Below are 17,730 nucleotides of genomic sequence, written 5' to 3'. Positions count from 1 at the left end.
GCTTTTGGGCGCAAAAGGTCAGGGCATCCACCGGCCTGGTCTTTGAGGTGGTGCCTGGGTGGCTGTGTCTGAGGTGAGTGATCCCGCCTTAGGTAGACGGCGGGATTGCGCGACGACTTAGCGAGCGACCACCCCCTGCCGGTGAGCGGTCAGCCCGTCGAAGATGGCCTGGGCCACCTCGCCGGGCTGGGACTCCGGCGTGATCTCCGAGATTGCCACCCGCTCGTCGTTCTCCAACTGGTCCGGCGTGAGACCGCCGAGTACGACGGCATGTACATGTCCGGGGAAGTTCGCCAGGCGCTCCAACACTCGGTCGGATTGGTGGTCGCACAGTTCGAAGTCGCTCAGCACCACGACGGCCGCGCGGTGGGGTGTCAGCTTGGCCAGGCGCTCCGCGATTGTCAGAGCCGGCAGGAGCGAACTGGAGGCGCCGGTGCGTTCGGCGATGACCATGCCGCGCTGCAGCCGCCGGATGCCACGCCCGTTTAAACGTTGTGGAAGCACCAGTCCCGGCGAAGGCTGGTCAAACGGCAGCAGCGCCACTTGTTCCCGCCCGCATCGGCAGGCCACCGCCACATGCCGGATCGTCAGCAGTGCTTCGTCGTGCCGCCGCGTAGTCGGGTCGTTGCCACCCGCGCCGCACACGCTGCCGGAGTTGTCGGTGAGGATGAAGGTCGTCGTCTCGCCGCCGCACGTACCAGGATCCCCGAGGATGATCTGGGACAGGTACTCGTCAATCTTGTCGCAAACAGCAGCGGCGGTGGACTCGTTGCGAAACCCACCGCCGCCCAGCAGGTCTTGACGCAGCAGCCCCTGCTCCAAGATGGCTGCCTGCTGCATGTTGTTGCCGGAATTGGTCATCGCCCAACCCCGTTTCGTCGCGGGCTCCGCGCCGTGACCTTGACTTCCTTGGCCATCTGGCCGTTCGACGGCAACTTCAGCGCCGCGCCGCTCGACACTGACAGGCCGTGGCCGACCACATCGGGATTCGCGACCAAGGCCCGCTGCTTGAGCGCCTCCACCCGCGAGCTGGCGGCCGTGCCACGCCTAGCATGCTCGGTCGTGATCGAGTCCGCTTCCTCGGTGCGACGCGCCTGCTCGCGGATGATCGCCGCCTCGGCCAGCTTTTGGTGTCGCTTGATGGCTAGCCGGTAGGCGCGCTCGGCATTCTCGATGACATCCGCCACCAGATCGGCGTAGTACCAGGCATTGACACAGCTGGCGGCCGCTATCGCGGCCGCCATCGTCCCGAACGTGATACCCGAGGCAACGCCCTCGACGCTCATCCGCAGGGTGCCCACGCCCAACGCGACGAGCACCATAATGATCGCCGCGATGGCGAACACGGCCGTGCTGGCGCCGCTACTCGCGCTGCCCAGGAACAGGTGTCGGTATGGCTCAAGCTCTTTGGGGAGGCCTTCGAGCTGGCGGTGGCGGTCGACGGCATCGTGTTGGTGCCGCACATGAGCGCCGACCAGACCAGCGGTGATCGTGGCAGTGCCCGCGGCAACGGCTTGGACGCAGGCCAGGACCGGCACCTCGCCGAGCGCTACTGCCGCAGTCGCCAGTCCAGCAACGTCGCCGACGAGCAACCCGCCCGTGCGCGCCATATACCAGATAGACGACGCGCTCTTACGGTGCGCGAAGCGGCTCAACATCGCCCGCGCCTGCTGGTATTCCGCGCAGGCGTTCTCGACCACCGCTATGTCGTTCGTGGCAATGGTGCGCGCGTGTTCGGCTCCGAACTCACGGCCCTTGGCCTCGACTGCAGAGCGGCGAGCGGCCTCCACGCCGGTGGCATGAAACAGATTGGTCTGCTCGTCGCGGCGGGCGTCGAAGTCCCGTTCCAGGTACGTCGGACCGAGATGCCCCGGACGTACCTGAGCCTTGGTCTGCAAGACGAGGTTTAGGCGAGGGCTGTCAGCCGGCATCTGCCCTCCGCTGACCTTTTTGATACGCGGGACCTGCACCGTCGTCATGCTCCTGCCGCGTCGATGACAACCACACACTGCGCGGCGTGGGTGCGCTTGCACACCGCGGTATGGAAGGTCCGTAACGCGGTGATGTATGAGGTCGGCAGGGGTGTGCGGTCTGCCTGACGCCCGATCCCGATCAGACGGACTTCTGCGCCTGAAAGGTCTGGCACGGTGAACGTTGCGGCCAGCGCCTCGGCCTGTTGGTCTGTGAGCGCCGGGTCGCCGAGATACTGCCCCGCAGTTTGGATGCCGTCGGTGAGGATGGTCTGCTCTAGCTGAAACCTGCCGGCTGCAGAAAGCTGCGATTCGTATTCGGCACCGAGCTCGTACTGGCCCACGATGTCGGTGTTGCCGTCAGTGAGCTGATTCGAAGCGTCAGGCAATGCCGTATTGATCTGTTCCATCACGGCGTCGACGGCATCAGGGGCCTTCCTCAGGCGCGCCGTCGCGGTTGCACCGTCCAGCTGCAGGTCACCGTCAAAGACGGTCACGCCGATCATTGAGCCCGAAAATAGCGTCACTCTCAAATGTCCGCTGCAGATAAATGTCCGCTCGGCAACCCGTCGGAGTACTTCCTGCTCGGCGGACTCGGTGATGGTGTCTCGCTGGCTCAGTGACCCATCTATTGCCGCGAAGGAGGCGACCCGCGTGCCGTTCGTTGGACACGAATTGGCGATATTCTCGGTGTGGGACATAGCGCGATCGGTACTTGTGCATGCAGTCATCGCTAGCATCGAGATGCCTGTGATCAAGAGAGCATCAGTTGCACGCTTGGTAGCCTTCATTGGGATGCTTCCATTCTTTGTTTGTTCGCGCATACGGGAAGTAGGTAGTGACGCGGTGGGCTGCCCACTCGTCATATTTGAGTTATTTATCTGTTTGACGCGTTTTCCACGCCATTGATGACCTGATGAAGTGCTCGAAGGAGATCCTGGATTTCGTCGATGTGCTCGTTTATGTCCTGGACGTCGGCGATGCTGATCGAATAGCCGCGAACCCACAGGCGGTAGGTGGCGCTGGAGAGGGCGGATTCTGCCCCGATCAGGCCGCGGATGATGGTGTCGCGCATCGAATGTGCCTCGCTTTCGTGTGCATGTAGTGGGGTGATGGGCTCCTTTGTAGTCGCCACACGGCGTCGCATCGACGCATCACGCGACATCACGTGACGTCACGTGACGTCACGTGACGGGATTACGTGACGCGTTTGCTGGCGGCCTCCCGAACATGGAAAAGCCCGGTCAGCGGATGTCGCTGACCGGGCAGGTTGGCCCAAATTTTGATTGGTTGTTGTGCTCTTGGTGCTAGCCGAAGTGCCGCGGCCGTCCTGCGACCGCGAGGTCCCAGGTTGTCCGACTTAGGGCAGGGTGTCGCCACGCCTTGTAGTCCAGGCGGGCCATCGGCATAGCTTCGCCGAAAATCTCGACCGGGGGCAGATTGGGCCACCGCTCTCGACGTTCCTTCTCAAGCTCTCCATCATTGTTCGCGAAGTACTCGTATTCTCGAACGGCCTGAGAAATACCCTCACCGCCCAGGCGAATGTCCCGGATGGCTTCATGGTCTCGGACTCGATCTGCCCACTCGACGACGAGGCAGATTACGAGCACCAGGTAGTTCTCATACGCTCCACATGCCTCAACCGCGTCTCCGAAAATCAACCAGGCTGCGATGGTGTCGAGAAAGCATGGGGCATCCTCAGGCAGCGTTCGCCCCTGGACAACGTGCCTGCGGACCCAGTCGAGGTAACTGCCCTGGCCGTTTTCGCGAGTGCTTTCAGTTCCATCGAGGATGAAGTTGACATATGCATGCATTGCCGGGTGCATACCCATCCCGATACTGACTTCGGGGCCATGCATGTTTTTACGCGCGGAATCGCCGTACTCTTTGTCGAAAAGGGCCATGGTTGGCCTCCTTATATAGGGGGCCAACCCTTGGGGCTACTATCGCACAAATGAAAACGATTGCCAATAAGGAATGGACGGGGGCCGCAATTGGCGGAAAACAAGGACGACGTTGTTGCCGCGATCATCGACCTGCTGACACCAGGTAGGACTGCGCAGCCAAACAACATACCGTTGCCGCCAGCGCTACCCCGGTGGGTTGAGAGTCGATGGCAGCTCGACGAGCGCCCGCAGGTGCACAATCTGGTTTGGGATCTGCTCGAATACGCTGTTCTCCCTGACGATCCCGTACAGAGCGCCGAACTTGACGCGGCGTGCTTTCTCCTCGCACTCGGCCCGAACCTACCCACGGAGCGGGATCATCCGGTTCCGGGTACCGAGGTCACTTTTGCGGAGGCATGCCGGCGCGCGGGAGTGGAACTGAAAGACGGTGCTAAGCCAAAGCACTCATCGGTTCGGCATCGACAAGCGATGGCCGCGGCGAGACTTCCGCAGTGGAAAGACGTCACCAATTGGGCGCGGTCTAAGGGCGGTGGGCCACCGGCAGTGGCCGAAGCTCTCTATCAGGAGCTCGACCGCTTACTTGGCGATGAACATCGCCGCGCGGAACTCGTTGGGTACTACGAGCGTCAGATGGGCAACACATGGACACCACCATCAGCTTTGGACGGACGGGCAGCCGACTCTCGCGAGCCCGCCCACACTGATGTCCTAACAGACCTCGTTGCCGTTACCGATGTCCGCGATCTGGTAGATCTGTTCGGTCACAATGGCTTTCTGACCGCAGCGGACATGAACCCATACGTCCTTCGTGCCACGGAATCAAAGTATGGTGACCGGCGTCATCACGGGATCGATGACCCGTACGTTGCACGGACTCGAAACAAATTTGATGAGACGCTTGCCAATGCACTTAAGACCCGTGGATTCACGCTGATCATTGGGCCGTCCAATGCTGGAAAGACACGATCAGCGTTCCATGGCGTCGCAAGTGCTCTTCCCGACAGTGGAATTGTCGTTCCGGTGCCGGGCCGATTATCAGAGCTGGCAGCCCATCCGCTAGTAAGGAACACGGATGCCCCGCTTGTGGTTTGGCTCGACGATCTTGATCGCTACTTGAGACCGACCGACCCGCTCACACCAAGCCTCCTCGACAAACTATTGTCACGGCCAGGCCGGACGAATGTGCTGGGGACCTTGCGCAGCGAGCAGCGAGCATTCCTACTCGGGGATCAGCTATCGGTTAAGGGTTTAAATCACATACGCGGAGCTGGCTTACCGCCGGGCTCGCTGGGCGCGGATGACAGGTCGAGCGGTGCGCCCTATTGGATTGAGGAATTTGCGTCAAACGGAGCGAAGTACTGCCGGCATGAACCCGCCGACGATGACATCCGACACATTAGGCAAGTGCTTCACAGCGCTTTCTGCATCGATCTCGACCACACCACGCAAGATCCGATCGAGCAACAGGCAGCAGCCGCCAACTATCCGCATGAGGAACTTGGTCAGTTCGGCCTTGGGGCACAACTAGGCTGTGGTCCTGATCTTTTGCGGTTCTACCGTGACGCAGAACATTGGGAACAGCCGCTGCTCCACGCAGTCCTCCGCGCAGCGATCGACTGGTCTCGCTGTGGTCGGCAGGACCCCATTCCCGAGAGTGCGCTCATTGAGGCCGCCGAGCACGAATTGCGGTTATTTCGCAGCGATGTTCATGCGACACGGGAACTGATGTTAAAGGCTGTCGGGCAGGCGCGAACGCCCCGACCTGGCGATGGCAAAGCAGCCACGCTGACATCGCACTTTCTAGCGGATGGCACCCGTGGGTACAAACCATATGATTATCTCGTCTCCGCCGACGACGAACAAAGTTGCCAACGTCCGATTGCTGACCGGCGCTGGGACGATGCCTTGTACTCCGCTGATGCGGCCGCAGCGTACGGCGTCATGCTCACCGCCTACCACCGCGGACAGGCGCGAACCGCTGTACGACTCGGGCGCCAGGCTGCCAAGCTGGGCAGCGCTGAAGCAGCATACCTCATGGGGTATCTGTACGAGACCGCGATCGAACCGCGCAACCCTGACGCCGCCCTCCGCTGGTACCGCAAAGGCGCCAATGCAGGATATCTCCCAGCTCAACTACGTACGGCATGGGCTCTCTCACAGGAAAACGACGCCACCCTGCTCGCGGACGCCCAACGTCTGTACGCGACGGCGTCTCGGAGCGGAGACCGATCAGCAAAGCACCATTATGCGAATTTTCTTTTGTCAAAGGTCAAACCACCACGGCGCGATGAAGCGATCGAACTGCTCGAAGATTGCGCCAATCAGAACGATCTATGGGCCATGAATCACCTCGGCAGCATTCTTGCAGACAGTGAGCCTCCCAATCTTGAGCAGGCCGTCCATTGGCTCACTAAGGCTGCGACTGAATGCGTGACGGAAGACAACATTGCAGTTGTAAATGCGTCTCGCATCAGGCTCGGTTATATCGCTGCCCATGCTATGGATCCTCCCCAAATCCAAGTCGCCCAGAAGTGGTTCAGAGCGGCCGATGCAGACGGCGACCCTGGCGGTTTAGTCGGCCTTGCGGACATCGCCGCGAACCACCGCAAGCGGCCTGATCTGAAAAAGGCAGATGAGTTATTTCGCGAGGCCGCCAACACTGGTGATGTGTATGCGATGTGTTCGTATGGAAGATTCCTTCTTGATAACTTTGGAGCCGCGACCAATGACGACGCGATTCATTGGCTTGAGAAGGCTAGCAAACACGGTGATCGCACCGCCAAATACTATCTTGGCTGTTTCTTTATCAAGCACGGAGAAGGTGAGCGTCTCGCCGACGGCGCCGCCTATCTGAGGGAAGCCGCTGAGGCGGGGTTGGTCGAAGCAATGTGTCATCTAGGCGACCTCTACCGCGAGGATGATCCAGCAGTTGCCACAGCTCCACTTCAGCAAAAGAAATCACGATGGCGCCAGATGCGTGAATGGTTCGCTTCGCTCGATAGCCACAAATCGTTGAAATCGGCCATATATTGGTATACGCAAGCAGCCGAGAATGGACATATCCACGCAATGGTGGCGTTAAGTGCTGTGTATTGGGCGGATTTCGATCCGCCAGCCCTGAAACCGGCACGTGAATGGTTGGAGCGGGCAGCACATGCAGGTGAGTCAGTCGCGATGAGGTCCCTCGGCGATCTGCTATCCGTTCTCTGGAGCCCACCGGATATTGATGCAGCAATATCATGGTACAAGGCTGCAGCCGACCAAGATGACGTCGACGCAATGCAACGATTGGGGGACCTTATGCAAGCTACTGCCCCGCAGGAAGCGTGCTATTGGTATGAGCGTGCGGCAGAACTTGGCGATTTAGAATCAATGATAGTTCTGGCAGACATGCTACTCGAAACCTTCAACGACCCGCAGGAAGCCCTAACATGGTATCGCAGAGCAGCGCGCAAAAATGACCCCCGGGCAATGCTCGGCGCTGCCGATGTACTGCGCAACCACCTTAACCCGCCTGAAACCCGAGAAGCCGATCGCTGGCGAAGAAGAGCCTCCGAACTGAGCCGGTAGACGGTAGTTGGCGAAGCTATGCGTTTGGAAATTTGGGAAACCGCGATCACCCGCCCGTGTTCGTCTGGAAGCCATTGCCGTCGAGAACACTGTCGGGGTCGTTGCTGACGCCCGTGGTCGCCGAGATGGTTCGTGGGTCGAAACTGGCAGCTGGCATGCACCCGTCCCCCGTGACGTAGCAGGCATCACTCGTAATGGTGTGGCCGTCCGTCGACTGTGTGGCCAGCCCGCGCTGGTCGCCGGTTACGGCCGGGACCATGGTGCCCTGGGTGCCATCGGCGTCGACCGTGCTGCCCGACTGCGCGTCGACGAGACCGGGTTGGGCGCCAGCCGTTGCCGCTCCGCCAAGCGCTACTGCTGCCCCGACGACTGCGACAAACGCCCCGTTTCTCATGGCGCGGAAGGCCCTGCGCGAAGCCATGCGGTTTGCGGAGTGCCCAGCTGTTGGACGGTCCGCGTCTGTGTTGGTGACGATTCCGGCCTGATTTGGGCATGCGTAAGTAGGCGTGGCCTGCACGGCCACCCTCCTCTCTGCCCCTGGTAGGGGCGGAAAACAACGGTTCTGGGACCCGTCCTGGTGGCCGGTCAGATCATCGTAAGGGTCAATAGGTCTGGGTGCAATAGATCGCGACTCGATAGATATGGGTATGATAGATACGCGAACTAACTGCTCTGGCCCGATGTGGCTGGGCAGTATGTGGTAGTCGTCATGCCTAACGAGCGCGCCAAGGAGGCGCAGAATGAAGCCACCCGCGCATTCGGTGAGCGCGTGCGAGAGCGGCGGCAGGAACTTGGCATCAGCCAGGAAACGGCGGCAGACCGCATGGCGATCCACTGGAGCCAGCTCGGCAAGATCGAGCGTGGTCAGCGGAGTCTGCGACTGGAGACAATCCTGAAGATCGCGGCGGGACTGGACATTGACGCCGGCAAGCTCGTCTCTGGCCTGCCCGTCCCGCTGGACACTCCTAACAGTTGAGGCCCCGGAGTCCGATCCCGAAGCCGACCGTCACGCCGCCGCCTTCAGCCGGCTACACGAAGCCCGAGGGCACCATGGTGTTCACGACGATTGTGTTGGTGTCCTGAAACGCCAACGCGCGAATACCGCAGGTAGTCAGCGTGTTCAGTCGCAGCGAGGCGCAGCTCAAGTTGCGCGAGCGCGGATGGCGTCGAGCATTCGCGCGCCGTCGGCGTCGGAATGAACCGCTTACAGGAGGTCGTGAGTCAGATCCTCGGGGTAGCAGCCGGAGGTGAGATGGGCCACGAAGTCCAGTGAGTACGGCGGCGTCTGCTCGATCGGCGGCAGCGAATCGTCTATCGACTATCGGAGTCGGTGGAGCGGTCATGAAACGCAATACCGATTCAGTTGGATCTCGCGATCGCTGCATCAACCCACCGCCGACCGTCGCTCCCCAAGAGGTGAGCTGCATAGCTGCAGGTCATCTGGTGCATGAGCTGAAGGCATCGCATCGCCCTGAAACTGCTGCGCAAGGTAGTCGTTCGCGCGCAGTATGCTGACGTCAGCGTTATTTGCTCGGAACTGAGGGGGTCCGATGTCGGGGTGGCTGCGGGTAGAGCCCGAAGATCTGCACCTGTCTGCGTCAACGGTGGATATGCACGCCGATGACATGCGGACTAAGCACGGCACCGCCGATGGCCGCGTTGAAGAATCCATGGCTGGATTGCCTGCTGGTGCGGCCGCCGCAATGAGCGCCAAGGTCACTGAATGGCAGGCCACCACCGGTGTTCTGTACGGCAACATGGCCGGCCACAGCGACGGCCTGCGCATGGGGGCGATGAGCTACTCGCAGAACGACGAGACTGGCGCCACCAACATCGCTAACGCCAGCGGTCAGATTCCCGATTCGGGTCTCTGACCTTCTGCCATCGCTGTGACGGTTTCGATTGCCGATATCGATCGGTGGGATGCGGGCGATGTCCGGGAGGTGTTTCACGCCACCCGGAGTCGGGCTGAGGCGGCGTTCGAGGCTGCCAATGGCATTGCCTCTTTGCCGGCGTTCGGGACGTGGGGCGGGACGGCGTCGGATGCCGCCAAGACCGCCATTGAAGCCACGCGCAAGGATCTTGACGCCCACGGCAACGAGGCACTGGCTGTTGCCCGGGCCGCGAGCAAGGCGGCCGAAGACATCGAGCAGGTGAAGAACGATCTCGCGGCGCTGCGCGCAGAAGCGGAAAGCCTCGGTATGGCTATCGATTCCGCGACCAGCACCGTTGTTGCGGGACCGGGCGCGGCTGGGGCGCCGCCGATGGAGATCGAGCTCAAGCGTGAGCAGCTGCAGCCCAAGCTCGATGCGATTCTGGCTGAAGCGGCCGCTGCGGATGCGGCACTTACGCAGGCGATCAGCATGGCTACCGGTGACACCCCGATCCCCGATTCGCCCCACGAGAACCGTCCGGAAATCCAGGATGCCCTCAACAAGCCTTTGCCCGAGGATCCCCAGCAGTTCCACGACCTGTGGGAGCAGTTGACACCGGAAGAAAAGGACTGGCTGTACAGCCAGGACCACAGCATCGGGAACCACCCGGGCATGCCATTCGCAGACAAGAATCAATACAATCAGCGTCATCTGGGGGAGCTGACCAACCAGGCCCAACGGTCGGTGGACGCCCTGCGGAATGAACATCCAGGTTGGGCGGCCGGCCAGGTGCCCAATCCCAAGGGCAATGCGGCGGTGTATCGGCAGTGGCAGGAATGGAAGAAACAGTGGGACAGCGCCACCCACTCGCTGGGTGAGTATCAGCAGGTACATAAGGCACTGGAATCCCCAGACGGTCTGCCCCGCTATCTCGGCGTCCTTGACGATCAAGGGCATGCCGCCGTATCAATCAACAATCCGGACACCGCGACGAGAAACGCCACGTTCGTGCCGGGTACGGGACAGGACCTCAGCAGGCTGGAGTTCAGCACGAGCAAGTCCGAGCAGATGCTGCAAGCAGCGCTACGGGCGGACCCGAGCCTGAAAGCCAGCGACGTCTCGGTCACCACGTGGATGGGGTATGACCGACCGATGAATGTGCTTACCGATGCTCCGTCGACCAGCTACGCCCACAACGGGGCCCAGGCCCTCGACAGCTTCCAGGCAGGCATGCGCGCGTCCCACGATGATGGCGCGGCGGCTGGTCCGTCGGTCAACACGGTCATTGGTCACAGCTACGGTTCAACCCTGGTGGGTGCGGCTGGCCTCGATGGTCATCACCTGGACGCCAACAATGTTGTGGCAGTGGGCAGTCCGGGCGTACTCGCCGCTCACGCCAGTGACTTGAGTTTGGCGGACGGGGCGCACGTCTTCGCGACAAGGGCTGAGAACGACGTCATCGGCATCGCGACGTACGCCACGCTGGGGCCCGATCCGATGAGCGCGGGGTTCGGCGGTATCCCATTCGAAGCAGCACCCGGCCCCGCCGGCCCCTTCGGCTCGCCTACCGTAGATGCCCACAGCAGTTACTGGAGCGCCGGGAACCCGGCGCTAGACAATCTAGGACGCATCATCGCAGGGCAAACTAACGTCACACCACCGAGGTTCACACCATGACACGTCAGAACCCGCGTCGAGTCCGCGTTGCCGCGGTAGTTGTGGCCGCCGTCCTTTCGACCGCGTGCTCGACCTCATCGCCGTCTACGTCCTCGCCGACCGGGGGATCGTCCGCGGCTACAGGGGCGACTGAGATACCAGGGGGGCCAATGGAATCCATACCAACTGCTTCGTCGCCGAAGATTCCAGCGAGTCAGCAGGAGGCTCAGGACGCGATCGTGCGCTACCTGCAAGCGACGATCGACGCCCTGCCCAAAGGGACTACGCTGGACGGGTCTCGGTACGTTGTCGGTGACGGCACCGCCTATTGCGAAGACAATCCGAGCGGCGACAACGCTCCTGTGCATGTTGAAGATTGGCGCGACATGTCGTTGCCGCCTGGGACAGATTTCAGCGCGATCATCAAAGAAACTGGCGACATCTGGAAGCAATGGGGATGGCAGGTCATTGAGCGTGATGGCTTCACAAAGCCCAATCGCTTCGGATACGCACCCGATGGGTACGTACTGCAGATCGAAGCGAGACAGGACCCGAAATATCCACCGTCGCTTGTTGGTTCGTCGCCGTGCTTCCCTGGAAATCTGAGAAGTGCGAACGTTACGAAGTCACCCCTGATCGCACAATCGCCATCAGGGGGATAGCTGCCGGGGGGCCTATGGGACCGGTTTGGTTGCGGCCCCAGCGGTGAGGCTTGATTTGATGGCGGCCCAGGCTGCGTCGGCGCCTTGCCAGAACAGGCGCCCGGCGAGGGACATATACAGGAAGTAGGTCAGGTAGACCGGGACGGTGCCCCACCGGTCGACCCAGCCGGTCAGGCTGGTGATGGCGGCGAAGCCGGCGACGAGCATGGCGAGGCCGGCCAGCAGCGCCGCGAGGTCTTTGAAGTGAAACTGAGTGCTGTCGCTTGATGAGTGCATGATTCCCCCGAATCAATAGTTCGGTGGCCGTTGATGCCTGGGTGTCGTGACAATTTGGCCACCGAGTGTTGGTGGTGTCGAAGCGTAGCCGTGATTGGCGCCGATGTTGCTGTGGGCTAGATCACCGTTCGCTGACGTTCGGTTTCGGCGTCCGTTCCCGACTACACCTTGCAGAGCCCGTCTCGTTGACGGACTCCGATTTGGATGTCGAGGGGAGATGTCATGGGGGGATTGTCGCGGTCTGACCTGCACTGTTTGGATGTGCGGGGACGGCGAGCTGGTCATATCGTCACTGCGCGGGAGACGCTGTGACGCGGCGTCGGAGTGCGGCATCAGATGCGGCCAGCGCTCAGGTGACAGTCGCGGACGATCGAACGGTTCTTTGCCCTGAAGCATCCATCGGCGAATGGTTGAGGCTGCTCGAAGCATCGCAAGACCAGGGAATACTGCTGCACGCCGATGCCGCTGCGGGGCCCGCATCAGGGCCAGCGGTCACTTCACCTTTGGTATCGCATGCTGGCCGCGCACACCGGGGACGGCACCGGGCAGTGTCGTCGCGATCGGTCGGTGATCGAGGCCGGTGGGTGCGCCTGGGTGTGGCGGCGGGCATGACCGCCTTTCTGGTGCCGATCGCGGGCCTGGTGGTGCCGCTGATCAGCAGCGATCCCACGGTCATCGCGCAGGCCTCGGCCACCCCCAAACCTGGTTCACCCGGCGGCAATCACTCCAAACCGGGGGACAACAAGAAAAAGAAGAAGAGCGATAACAAGAAGAAGTCGAACAACAGCAACCGCGAGGGATCCTCTGCCCGCGAATCGAGCAGCGATTCCGGCAACCAGCGGTCGGGGTCGAGTTTTTCTGAGCGGACCAACGCCAACAACCGTTGGAGTGCCGATGGCCCGAATCGCAGTGTGAACACGCGGGTTTCCAGCCAGGCGCAGCCACCGCAACCGCCGCAGACGCAGACCCAGGTGGTTCAAGCGCCCCCGAGCCAGGGCCAGCAGAACACCACTACGCCGACATCGCCGCCGCAGGCAACGCCTCCTGCGTCGCAGACACCCCCTGCTTCGCAGACCCCGCCTGTCCAGCAACAGGTTCCACCGGCACAGCAAGTCACACAAGCAGTCCAACAACCCCCGCGAGCCGTCGCCGCGACTCCTCCTACTGCGCCGAGTAATCCGAACAACCCGGCCACTGGATTGGTCATCGGACTCGGCGCAGCTGCCGGTGCCGGTCTCGCTTCACGCCGCAATAGTGCAAGCTCGCCGACCTCGGGAACGGGTACACGGGTCACCCCGCAGAGGCTGGCTGTGGCATTGACCAGTACACAGACACCCCTCCCACAATCCCCGCAGCCTGCTGCAGCGCCCGCGTTCACCCCGAGCCAACAGGATCTAGGGGTCCTGCGCCAGGTGATGGCCAACGACGGCATCCCAGCCTCACAGCTGGATCAGCAGGTCAACCAGGTTGTGGCCGGCGCCTCCCAACTCAACACCCAAATCGCCAACGGCACACTGCCCCAAGTGCCGCAGACACCAACGACGCCAGTACCGGAACAAGGCATCGGCGAACAACTCGGTGATGCTTTCAATCACTTCACAAATAGGGTCCAGGAAGGGTTCTACACCCGGGCTGATCAGACCGTGCAATCCGTGCAGAACCTCGCGCAAACCGCCGAGAACCTCACTGGACTCGGTGGTCCCGGCCATCCTGGTGTTGCCGAATCGTGGAGCCAACTCTCCCAGAGCCACGCCGATCGACTTCTGAACGATCCACTCAGTGCCCTCGCCGGGCCGACCCCGCTCGGTGGCGTCATCACGAGCGCCCGCGAACTACCCGAGGCCATCAACGACCCCGGACATTATCTCGGCGGAAAATTCTTCGACGGCACCCTCATGGCCGCCACAATGCCCCTCGGCGGTGAAGGCGCCTTAGGGCGTGCGCTACTGCCTGAGGTTCGCGCGGCCGAACGTGGCCTTCCCGAGGCGGAAGCCCTCACACAAGATGCAGCGTCTGGCATCCCCGACGAGTTGCGCCGCGTAGAAACTCAGTCTGGCGGCGTCGGCGCGTGGAACCGGGAACTAAACAATCCCGCACCTCTCACGCACTATGTCGTGGACGACAGGTTCAGCTACATGACGGATGCCGCGGGTCGCGTCAGCCACGCTGAGATGATCTACGACAGTAGTGTCGAGTCCGGCGTTCGTAACGGGTACCAACAGCGGGTTGCGGGTCGCCTTGATCGCCTGCCCGGAGATCAAGGCGGACACATCTTCGGGACGCAGTTCGGCGCCCCTGGTGAGGCGATCAACATCACCGCGATGCGCGATACGTTGAATAGTGTTGGGACGCGGGACTATTACAATTTGGAGATGCAATGGCGGGCGCTGGCCGAGCAGGGGCATCAGGTGCAGGTCAACGTGGATATCGGGTTCCCGGCCGGGTCTTTGCGTCCGGAGGTCTACACCGTCGAGACTCTTGTCGATGGCCTCTTGAACAGTACGCACCATTTTTTCAACTAAAGGGGATGAGATGACCGACGAATCGCCGTACCTCGTCCAATTGGGCGACGCGCAGACAGCTGTCATGCGTGCGTTGTTCGATTTTCTGCCGCGCGCGGGCTGGGACAGCTGTATCGTCCACTACCACATGGTCGGCTCAGTTGCCGAGTCACGGGTGGAACTGACAGGCAGCGACGGTGCCACCGAGGTGGTCAAGTCGCCAACGCCTATGGTCATTGCGCTCAAGCGTCTTCGCGAACTGATGGCAAGCCAGGGACGTGGCGCGTGGCTCTCGGCCGCTGTCACAGCGAGGGCAGACGGCAAGTGTGCCTTTGATTTCAACTACGATGTTCGGCCGAATTGGACAGTTCAGCCCACTGATGAGACGTACATCGAGGATTTGAGAAAGTATCCGCGACCGCCTGGTGCTGTGCCGGAGTGGTATCCGCGCAGCTCGTGAGGGCAAGTCGGCTCCGTATCCACCTTTTACGGGGTCGGAACGTACCTTGTCGAATCTTAGTGTTGGTCTAGCCGAGGTCTATTTGTCGTTCACGCGACAGCTATTGGAGCACAGTATTAAAAATGGCCCCGGGATCGCCGCCGCCCCAATTGAGATCCGCGAAAGAACAGTAGCGAAATATTGTCAGCTAAGCTACCGAGTGTCGAATTAAATGACGCTATAATAAACAGATTGAAGACTGTATACGATGGCGCAGGGCAGCTATTCTCTACACGCGGTGTCAAAATCGTTGATAGGGCGATCAGCAAGGGAACCATTCGTGGGCACATTGGCATGCAGTTGCTCTTTGAGCCAGCGATGTTGCTTAGCCTGACCGCTACACCTGCCACAGTTTGGGAGCTGGCAGATATAGCCAAAGACGTTCCGTTCGTCGGCAACTACACCGCGTGGAGCCCGGTTCAGTCAATGCTCGCGGCAGCGTATCGCGTGCACTCCCTGCGCGGGGACGTGCGTGCCGGCGACGTTGAACTGTGGCTGTCCCTGCCGGAAAATGGTGGTATCGCGGGTCCGCCCATCATCCACGAGGCCATGCAAAACCGCCTCCGCGGTGACCTGTTGGACCACTTCAACCAGGTCTCCTACCAGCCACCCTTGAAACTGCCGCAGTTCTCCTTCGTCATCGGCAAGCTCAGGGAGCTGGGCGTGATGTGGGCTTTTGGCGGCTCAGAGGTCTGGAATCGCTCCCGGATCGATCAGGAAATTGCAGGTGTACATCAGCAGTTAGCGGACTTTCTCGTCTAGTTTGTCGGGGCGTAGTCGGCACCCCGCAGCCAAGATTCGGCGGCCACGCGCGATCCTCTTCTCTTGACGCATCCTCAATGGGCAATATCAGTCTTATTGCGACATTCCGGTATCGCCTTCAGTTTGCTCGTTCTGAACGCTGGTACGGTGATGAGTCAGTAGTTGATAAGTGAAGGAGTCCCCCATAGCAGAGCGAGTTGTCCGCCAACTAATTGACGACCTCGATGGATCCGACATTCCGGACGGCGGGGGTGAACGCGTGGTGTTTTCCCTGCGTGGCACTGAGTACCAGATCGACCTGTCTAGTTCGAACATTGCGAAGCTGGAAAAGGCCCTGAAGCCCTACGTTGAGGCTGGTTCGAGGCTTCGCGGCCACGGTGTCCGTCGCGCCAAATCGGTTCGTACAACTGGCGCATCCGGCAGGGAGCAGCTCGCTGCGATCCGCGACTGGGCACGCAGCAACGGCTACGAAGTTTCTGACCGTGGGCGGATCAAAGCCGAGATTGTCGAGGCATTCGAGGCTGCTCACTAACGCCTCCCGCGAATCAAGGAGGAATAGTGAGCAGTATCGATGACTGATGGCCGCTTCTCCATGAGCACATTCATCGATGCACGATCCATGATCTGTGGTCCGCCGGTCTTAGAATTCTGCCTTTCTTAGATTTAGCGACTGGGTGGGTCATCGAAGTCGGGCGAGTATTGGAGACTCCGCGACGGCGAGGTACATCTGCCCGCCGAAGCTGTGAAGTGGATCGCTGCTTCGCTGGATTTCGACCACCTCAAACTCTCCGAAGGAACCAAACCCGCGCTCGACGTACATTCGGCGCGGGCTCTTCCGGTTGCCGTGATCAGCTGGCCTGTTCGGGCATTCAGATGTTGATGTGAGAGCGGGTTCGAGTGCGCCGACTACAGATCGAGTTCCGCCCATACGGCTGCGTGGTCTGAGCCTTCGTGAACCTTGGCGGTCAGGGTGTCGTAGACCGGCCACGGATCTTGCGTTCGCGGACCGCGGTACACCCCTTTGCGGAAGACGCCACCCTGTTTGACCCGGCCGAACAGTTCGGGCGACAGCAAGATGTAGTCGATCTTATCGGTTTTGGAGCTGCCATAGGTGCCGTGCCGGCCTTGCCAGTCGAAGTTGGCGTGCGCACTGACGTCGACGAGGTCAGTATCTTGGACGAGTGGCTTGAGCGCCTCGCTGTCCGGGGTGTCGTTCAGGTCGCCCAGGATCGCGACATACTCATGTTCGGCCACAACCGACCGGTAGATCTCGGCGACGCGCGTGGCCTGGCGGGAGCGCTTCTTCGCCCCTCCAGGGTCGCCGGGTGTGGAGTAGCCCTTGGACTTGAAGTGGTTCATCAGCACAACCACGACCGTTCCGTTTGCGGCCTTGAGGTAGTACTCGCAGCAATCGCGGGAGAAGATCTCGCCCTTGGCATCGGTATCGAAGATGTGTGTCCGAATGTCGATGAGTTCGAAGGCGTTGCGCCACAGCAGCCCGACATCGATGCCTCGCCCGTCGTTGCCCTCGATCAGCATGCAGCGCTCATAAGGCTTGCCGTCGGGGATGGCATCGAGCAGGCTCGCCGAGAACATCTGCAGCGTCGGGCGGCTCTCCGCTTCCACGACGCCGAGTATGTCCGCCTTGATATCTCGCATCACCATCGCGGTGTGCTTCATGGCCAGGTCATCGATGGCCTCGGTCCGCAGCTCCACGAAGCCCGTCCAGTCGGGCCGACCGTTGGCGACCACCTCGACGCTGCCGTCGTGGGAGCGCTTGAGGAGCTTGCCGCGGATGACACGAAGTAGCGTGAGATCTGCGGTGTCATCTGCCAAGAGGTCAAGTATTTTCAGCAGCTCGATGATTCTCGCCTTGGTAGGACCGTCATAGATCTGCTGATCGAACAGGGTGTTGATCTCCGCGTGAGCGGCGAGCGTTTTCTTGGTCCGGTCATCGCCCATGCCGGGCTTGAGTGCTTTCGCGCGGTCAAAAAGGTTCTCGACATTGTAGGTAGCGATGATCATGTCTGCCCCCTTCAGTGCTGTTCATCGC

Annotated in this window: 17 protein-coding genes; 9 read left to right on the top strand and 8 right to left on the bottom strand. The window is 61.1% G+C overall.

What is annotated here, in order from left to right:
* Positions 1 to 117 precede the first annotated feature (117 nt).
* The 5 genes from QN239_RS07210 to QN239_RS07190 all read right to left on the bottom strand — a co-directional run bounded on the left by QN239_RS07210 (position 118) and on the right by QN239_RS07190 (position 3,874).
* Complete coding sequence (locus QN239_RS07210) at positions 118 to 861, bottom strand: hypothetical protein (RefSeq protein ID WP_499009053.1); 744 nt, start codon at positions 859 to 861, stop codon at positions 118 to 120.
* Entirely contained in the window at positions 858 to 1,979 is a 1,122-nt protein-coding gene (locus QN239_RS07205; protein WP_499009050.1) for a hypothetical protein, read from the bottom strand. The genes QN239_RS07210 and QN239_RS07205 overlap by 4 nt, the downstream gene beginning before the upstream one ends.
* Positions 1,976 to 2,671, bottom strand: coding sequence for a hypothetical protein (locus QN239_RS07200; RefSeq protein ID WP_499009047.1), 696 nt, complete (start codon positions 2,669 to 2,671; stop codon positions 1,976 to 1,978). The genes QN239_RS07205 and QN239_RS07200 overlap by 4 nt, the downstream gene beginning before the upstream one ends.
* Positions 2,672 to 2,847: 176 nt before the next feature.
* Positions 2,848 to 3,045, bottom strand: a complete 198-nt coding sequence (locus QN239_RS07195) for a hypothetical protein (RefSeq protein ID WP_499009044.1) — start codon at positions 3,043 to 3,045, stop codon at positions 2,848 to 2,850.
* A gap of 232 nt (positions 3,046 to 3,277) precedes the next feature.
* Entirely contained in the window at positions 3,278 to 3,874 is a 597-nt protein-coding gene (locus tag QN239_RS07190) for a hypothetical protein (protein WP_499009042.1), read from the bottom strand.
* 546 nt (positions 3,875 to 4,420) lie between these two features.
* Between QN239_RS07190 and QN239_RS07185 the strand changes: the two genes are divergently transcribed.
* Complete coding sequence (locus QN239_RS07185; protein ID WP_499009039.1) at positions 4,421 to 7,447, top strand: tetratricopeptide repeat protein; 3,027 nt, start codon at positions 4,421 to 4,423, stop codon at positions 7,445 to 7,447.
* Positions 7,448 to 7,493: 46 nt separating this feature from the next.
* Here the strand turns inward: QN239_RS07185 and QN239_RS07180 are convergent, their stop codons facing one another.
* The gene (locus QN239_RS07180) at positions 7,494 to 7,868 is read right to left on the bottom strand and encodes a hypothetical protein (RefSeq protein ID WP_499009036.1); all 375 of its coding nucleotides are present in this window, start codon (positions 7,866 to 7,868) and stop codon (positions 7,494 to 7,496) included.
* Positions 7,869 to 8,156: 288 nt separating this feature from the next.
* Here QN239_RS07180 and QN239_RS07175 point away from each other — a divergent pair, with 288 nt between their 5' ends.
* The 4 genes from QN239_RS07175 (at position 8,157) to QN239_RS07160 (ending at position 11,639) form a co-directional block, all read left to right on the top strand.
* Positions 8,157 to 8,423 carry a helix-turn-helix domain-containing protein gene (locus QN239_RS07175; protein WP_499009033.1) on the top strand — a complete coding sequence of 89 codons (267 nt, stop codon included), beginning with the start codon at positions 8,157 to 8,159 and terminating at the stop codon, positions 8,421 to 8,423.
* A 574-nt stretch (positions 8,424 to 8,997) separates the two neighbouring features.
* Complete coding sequence (locus tag QN239_RS07170) at positions 8,998 to 9,321, top strand: WXG100 family type VII secretion target (RefSeq protein WP_499009031.1); 324 nt, start codon at positions 8,998 to 9,000, stop codon at positions 9,319 to 9,321.
* A 15-nt stretch (positions 9,322 to 9,336) separates the two neighbouring features.
* Positions 9,337 to 10,998 (top strand): Rv0964c family protein, encoded by a 1,662-nt coding sequence (locus QN239_RS07165; RefSeq protein ID WP_499009028.1) that lies wholly within the window; start codon positions 9,337 to 9,339, stop codon positions 10,996 to 10,998.
* Positions 10,999 to 11,147: 149 nt separating this feature from the next.
* Positions 11,148 to 11,639: a hypothetical protein gene (locus tag QN239_RS07160; RefSeq protein ID WP_499009026.1), complete on the top strand. Its 492-nt coding sequence runs from the start codon at positions 11,148 to 11,150 to the stop codon at positions 11,637 to 11,639.
* A 12-nt stretch (positions 11,640 to 11,651) separates the two neighbouring features.
* Here QN239_RS07160 and QN239_RS07155 read toward each other — a convergent pair whose 3' ends face one another.
* On the bottom strand, positions 11,652 to 11,915 hold the full coding sequence (locus QN239_RS07155; RefSeq protein ID WP_499009023.1) for a hypothetical protein: 264 nt from the start codon (positions 11,913 to 11,915) through the stop codon (positions 11,652 to 11,654).
* 608 nt (positions 11,916 to 12,523) lie between these two features.
* On the opposite strand from QN239_RS07155, the gene QN239_RS07150 reads away from it, so the two are divergent.
* The 4 genes from QN239_RS07150 to QN239_RS07135 all read left to right on the top strand — a co-directional run bounded on the left by QN239_RS07150 (position 12,524) and on the right by QN239_RS07135 (position 16,209).
* The gene (locus QN239_RS07150; protein ID WP_499009020.1) at positions 12,524 to 14,437 is read left to right on the top strand and encodes a DNA/RNA non-specific endonuclease; all 1,914 of its coding nucleotides are present in this window, start codon (positions 12,524 to 12,526) and stop codon (positions 14,435 to 14,437) included.
* A gap of 10 nt (positions 14,438 to 14,447) precedes the next feature.
* A complete protein-coding gene (locus QN239_RS07145) occupies positions 14,448 to 14,876 on the top strand; it encodes an immunity protein YezG family protein (protein WP_499009017.1) in 429 nt (142 codons plus the stop codon).
* A gap of 231 nt (positions 14,877 to 15,107) precedes the next feature.
* Positions 15,108 to 15,677, top strand: coding sequence for a hypothetical protein (locus tag QN239_RS07140; RefSeq protein WP_499009016.1), 570 nt, complete (start codon positions 15,108 to 15,110; stop codon positions 15,675 to 15,677).
* A 169-nt stretch (positions 15,678 to 15,846) separates the two neighbouring features.
* Entirely contained in the window at positions 15,847 to 16,209 is a 363-nt protein-coding gene (locus QN239_RS07135; protein ID WP_499009014.1) for a histone-like nucleoid-structuring protein Lsr2, read from the top strand.
* Positions 16,210 to 16,583: 374 nt separating this feature from the next.
* Here the strand turns inward: QN239_RS07135 and QN239_RS07130 are convergent, their stop codons facing one another.
* Positions 16,584 to 17,702, bottom strand: coding sequence for an endonuclease/exonuclease/phosphatase family protein (locus tag QN239_RS07130; protein WP_499009013.1), 1,119 nt, complete (start codon positions 17,700 to 17,702; stop codon positions 16,584 to 16,586).
* Between the last annotated feature and the right edge of the window lie 28 nt (positions 17,703 to 17,730).

It is taken from the genome of Mycolicibacterium sp. Y3, from assembly GCF_051188035.1.
In the GTDB taxonomy this organism is placed as follows: domain Bacteria; phylum Actinomycetota; class Actinomycetes; order Mycobacteriales; family Mycobacteriaceae; genus Mycobacterium; species Mycobacterium fluoranthenivorans.
Note: the sequence above shows the minus strand (reverse complement) of the source record. Positions and strands in the feature narration are given on the sequence as shown.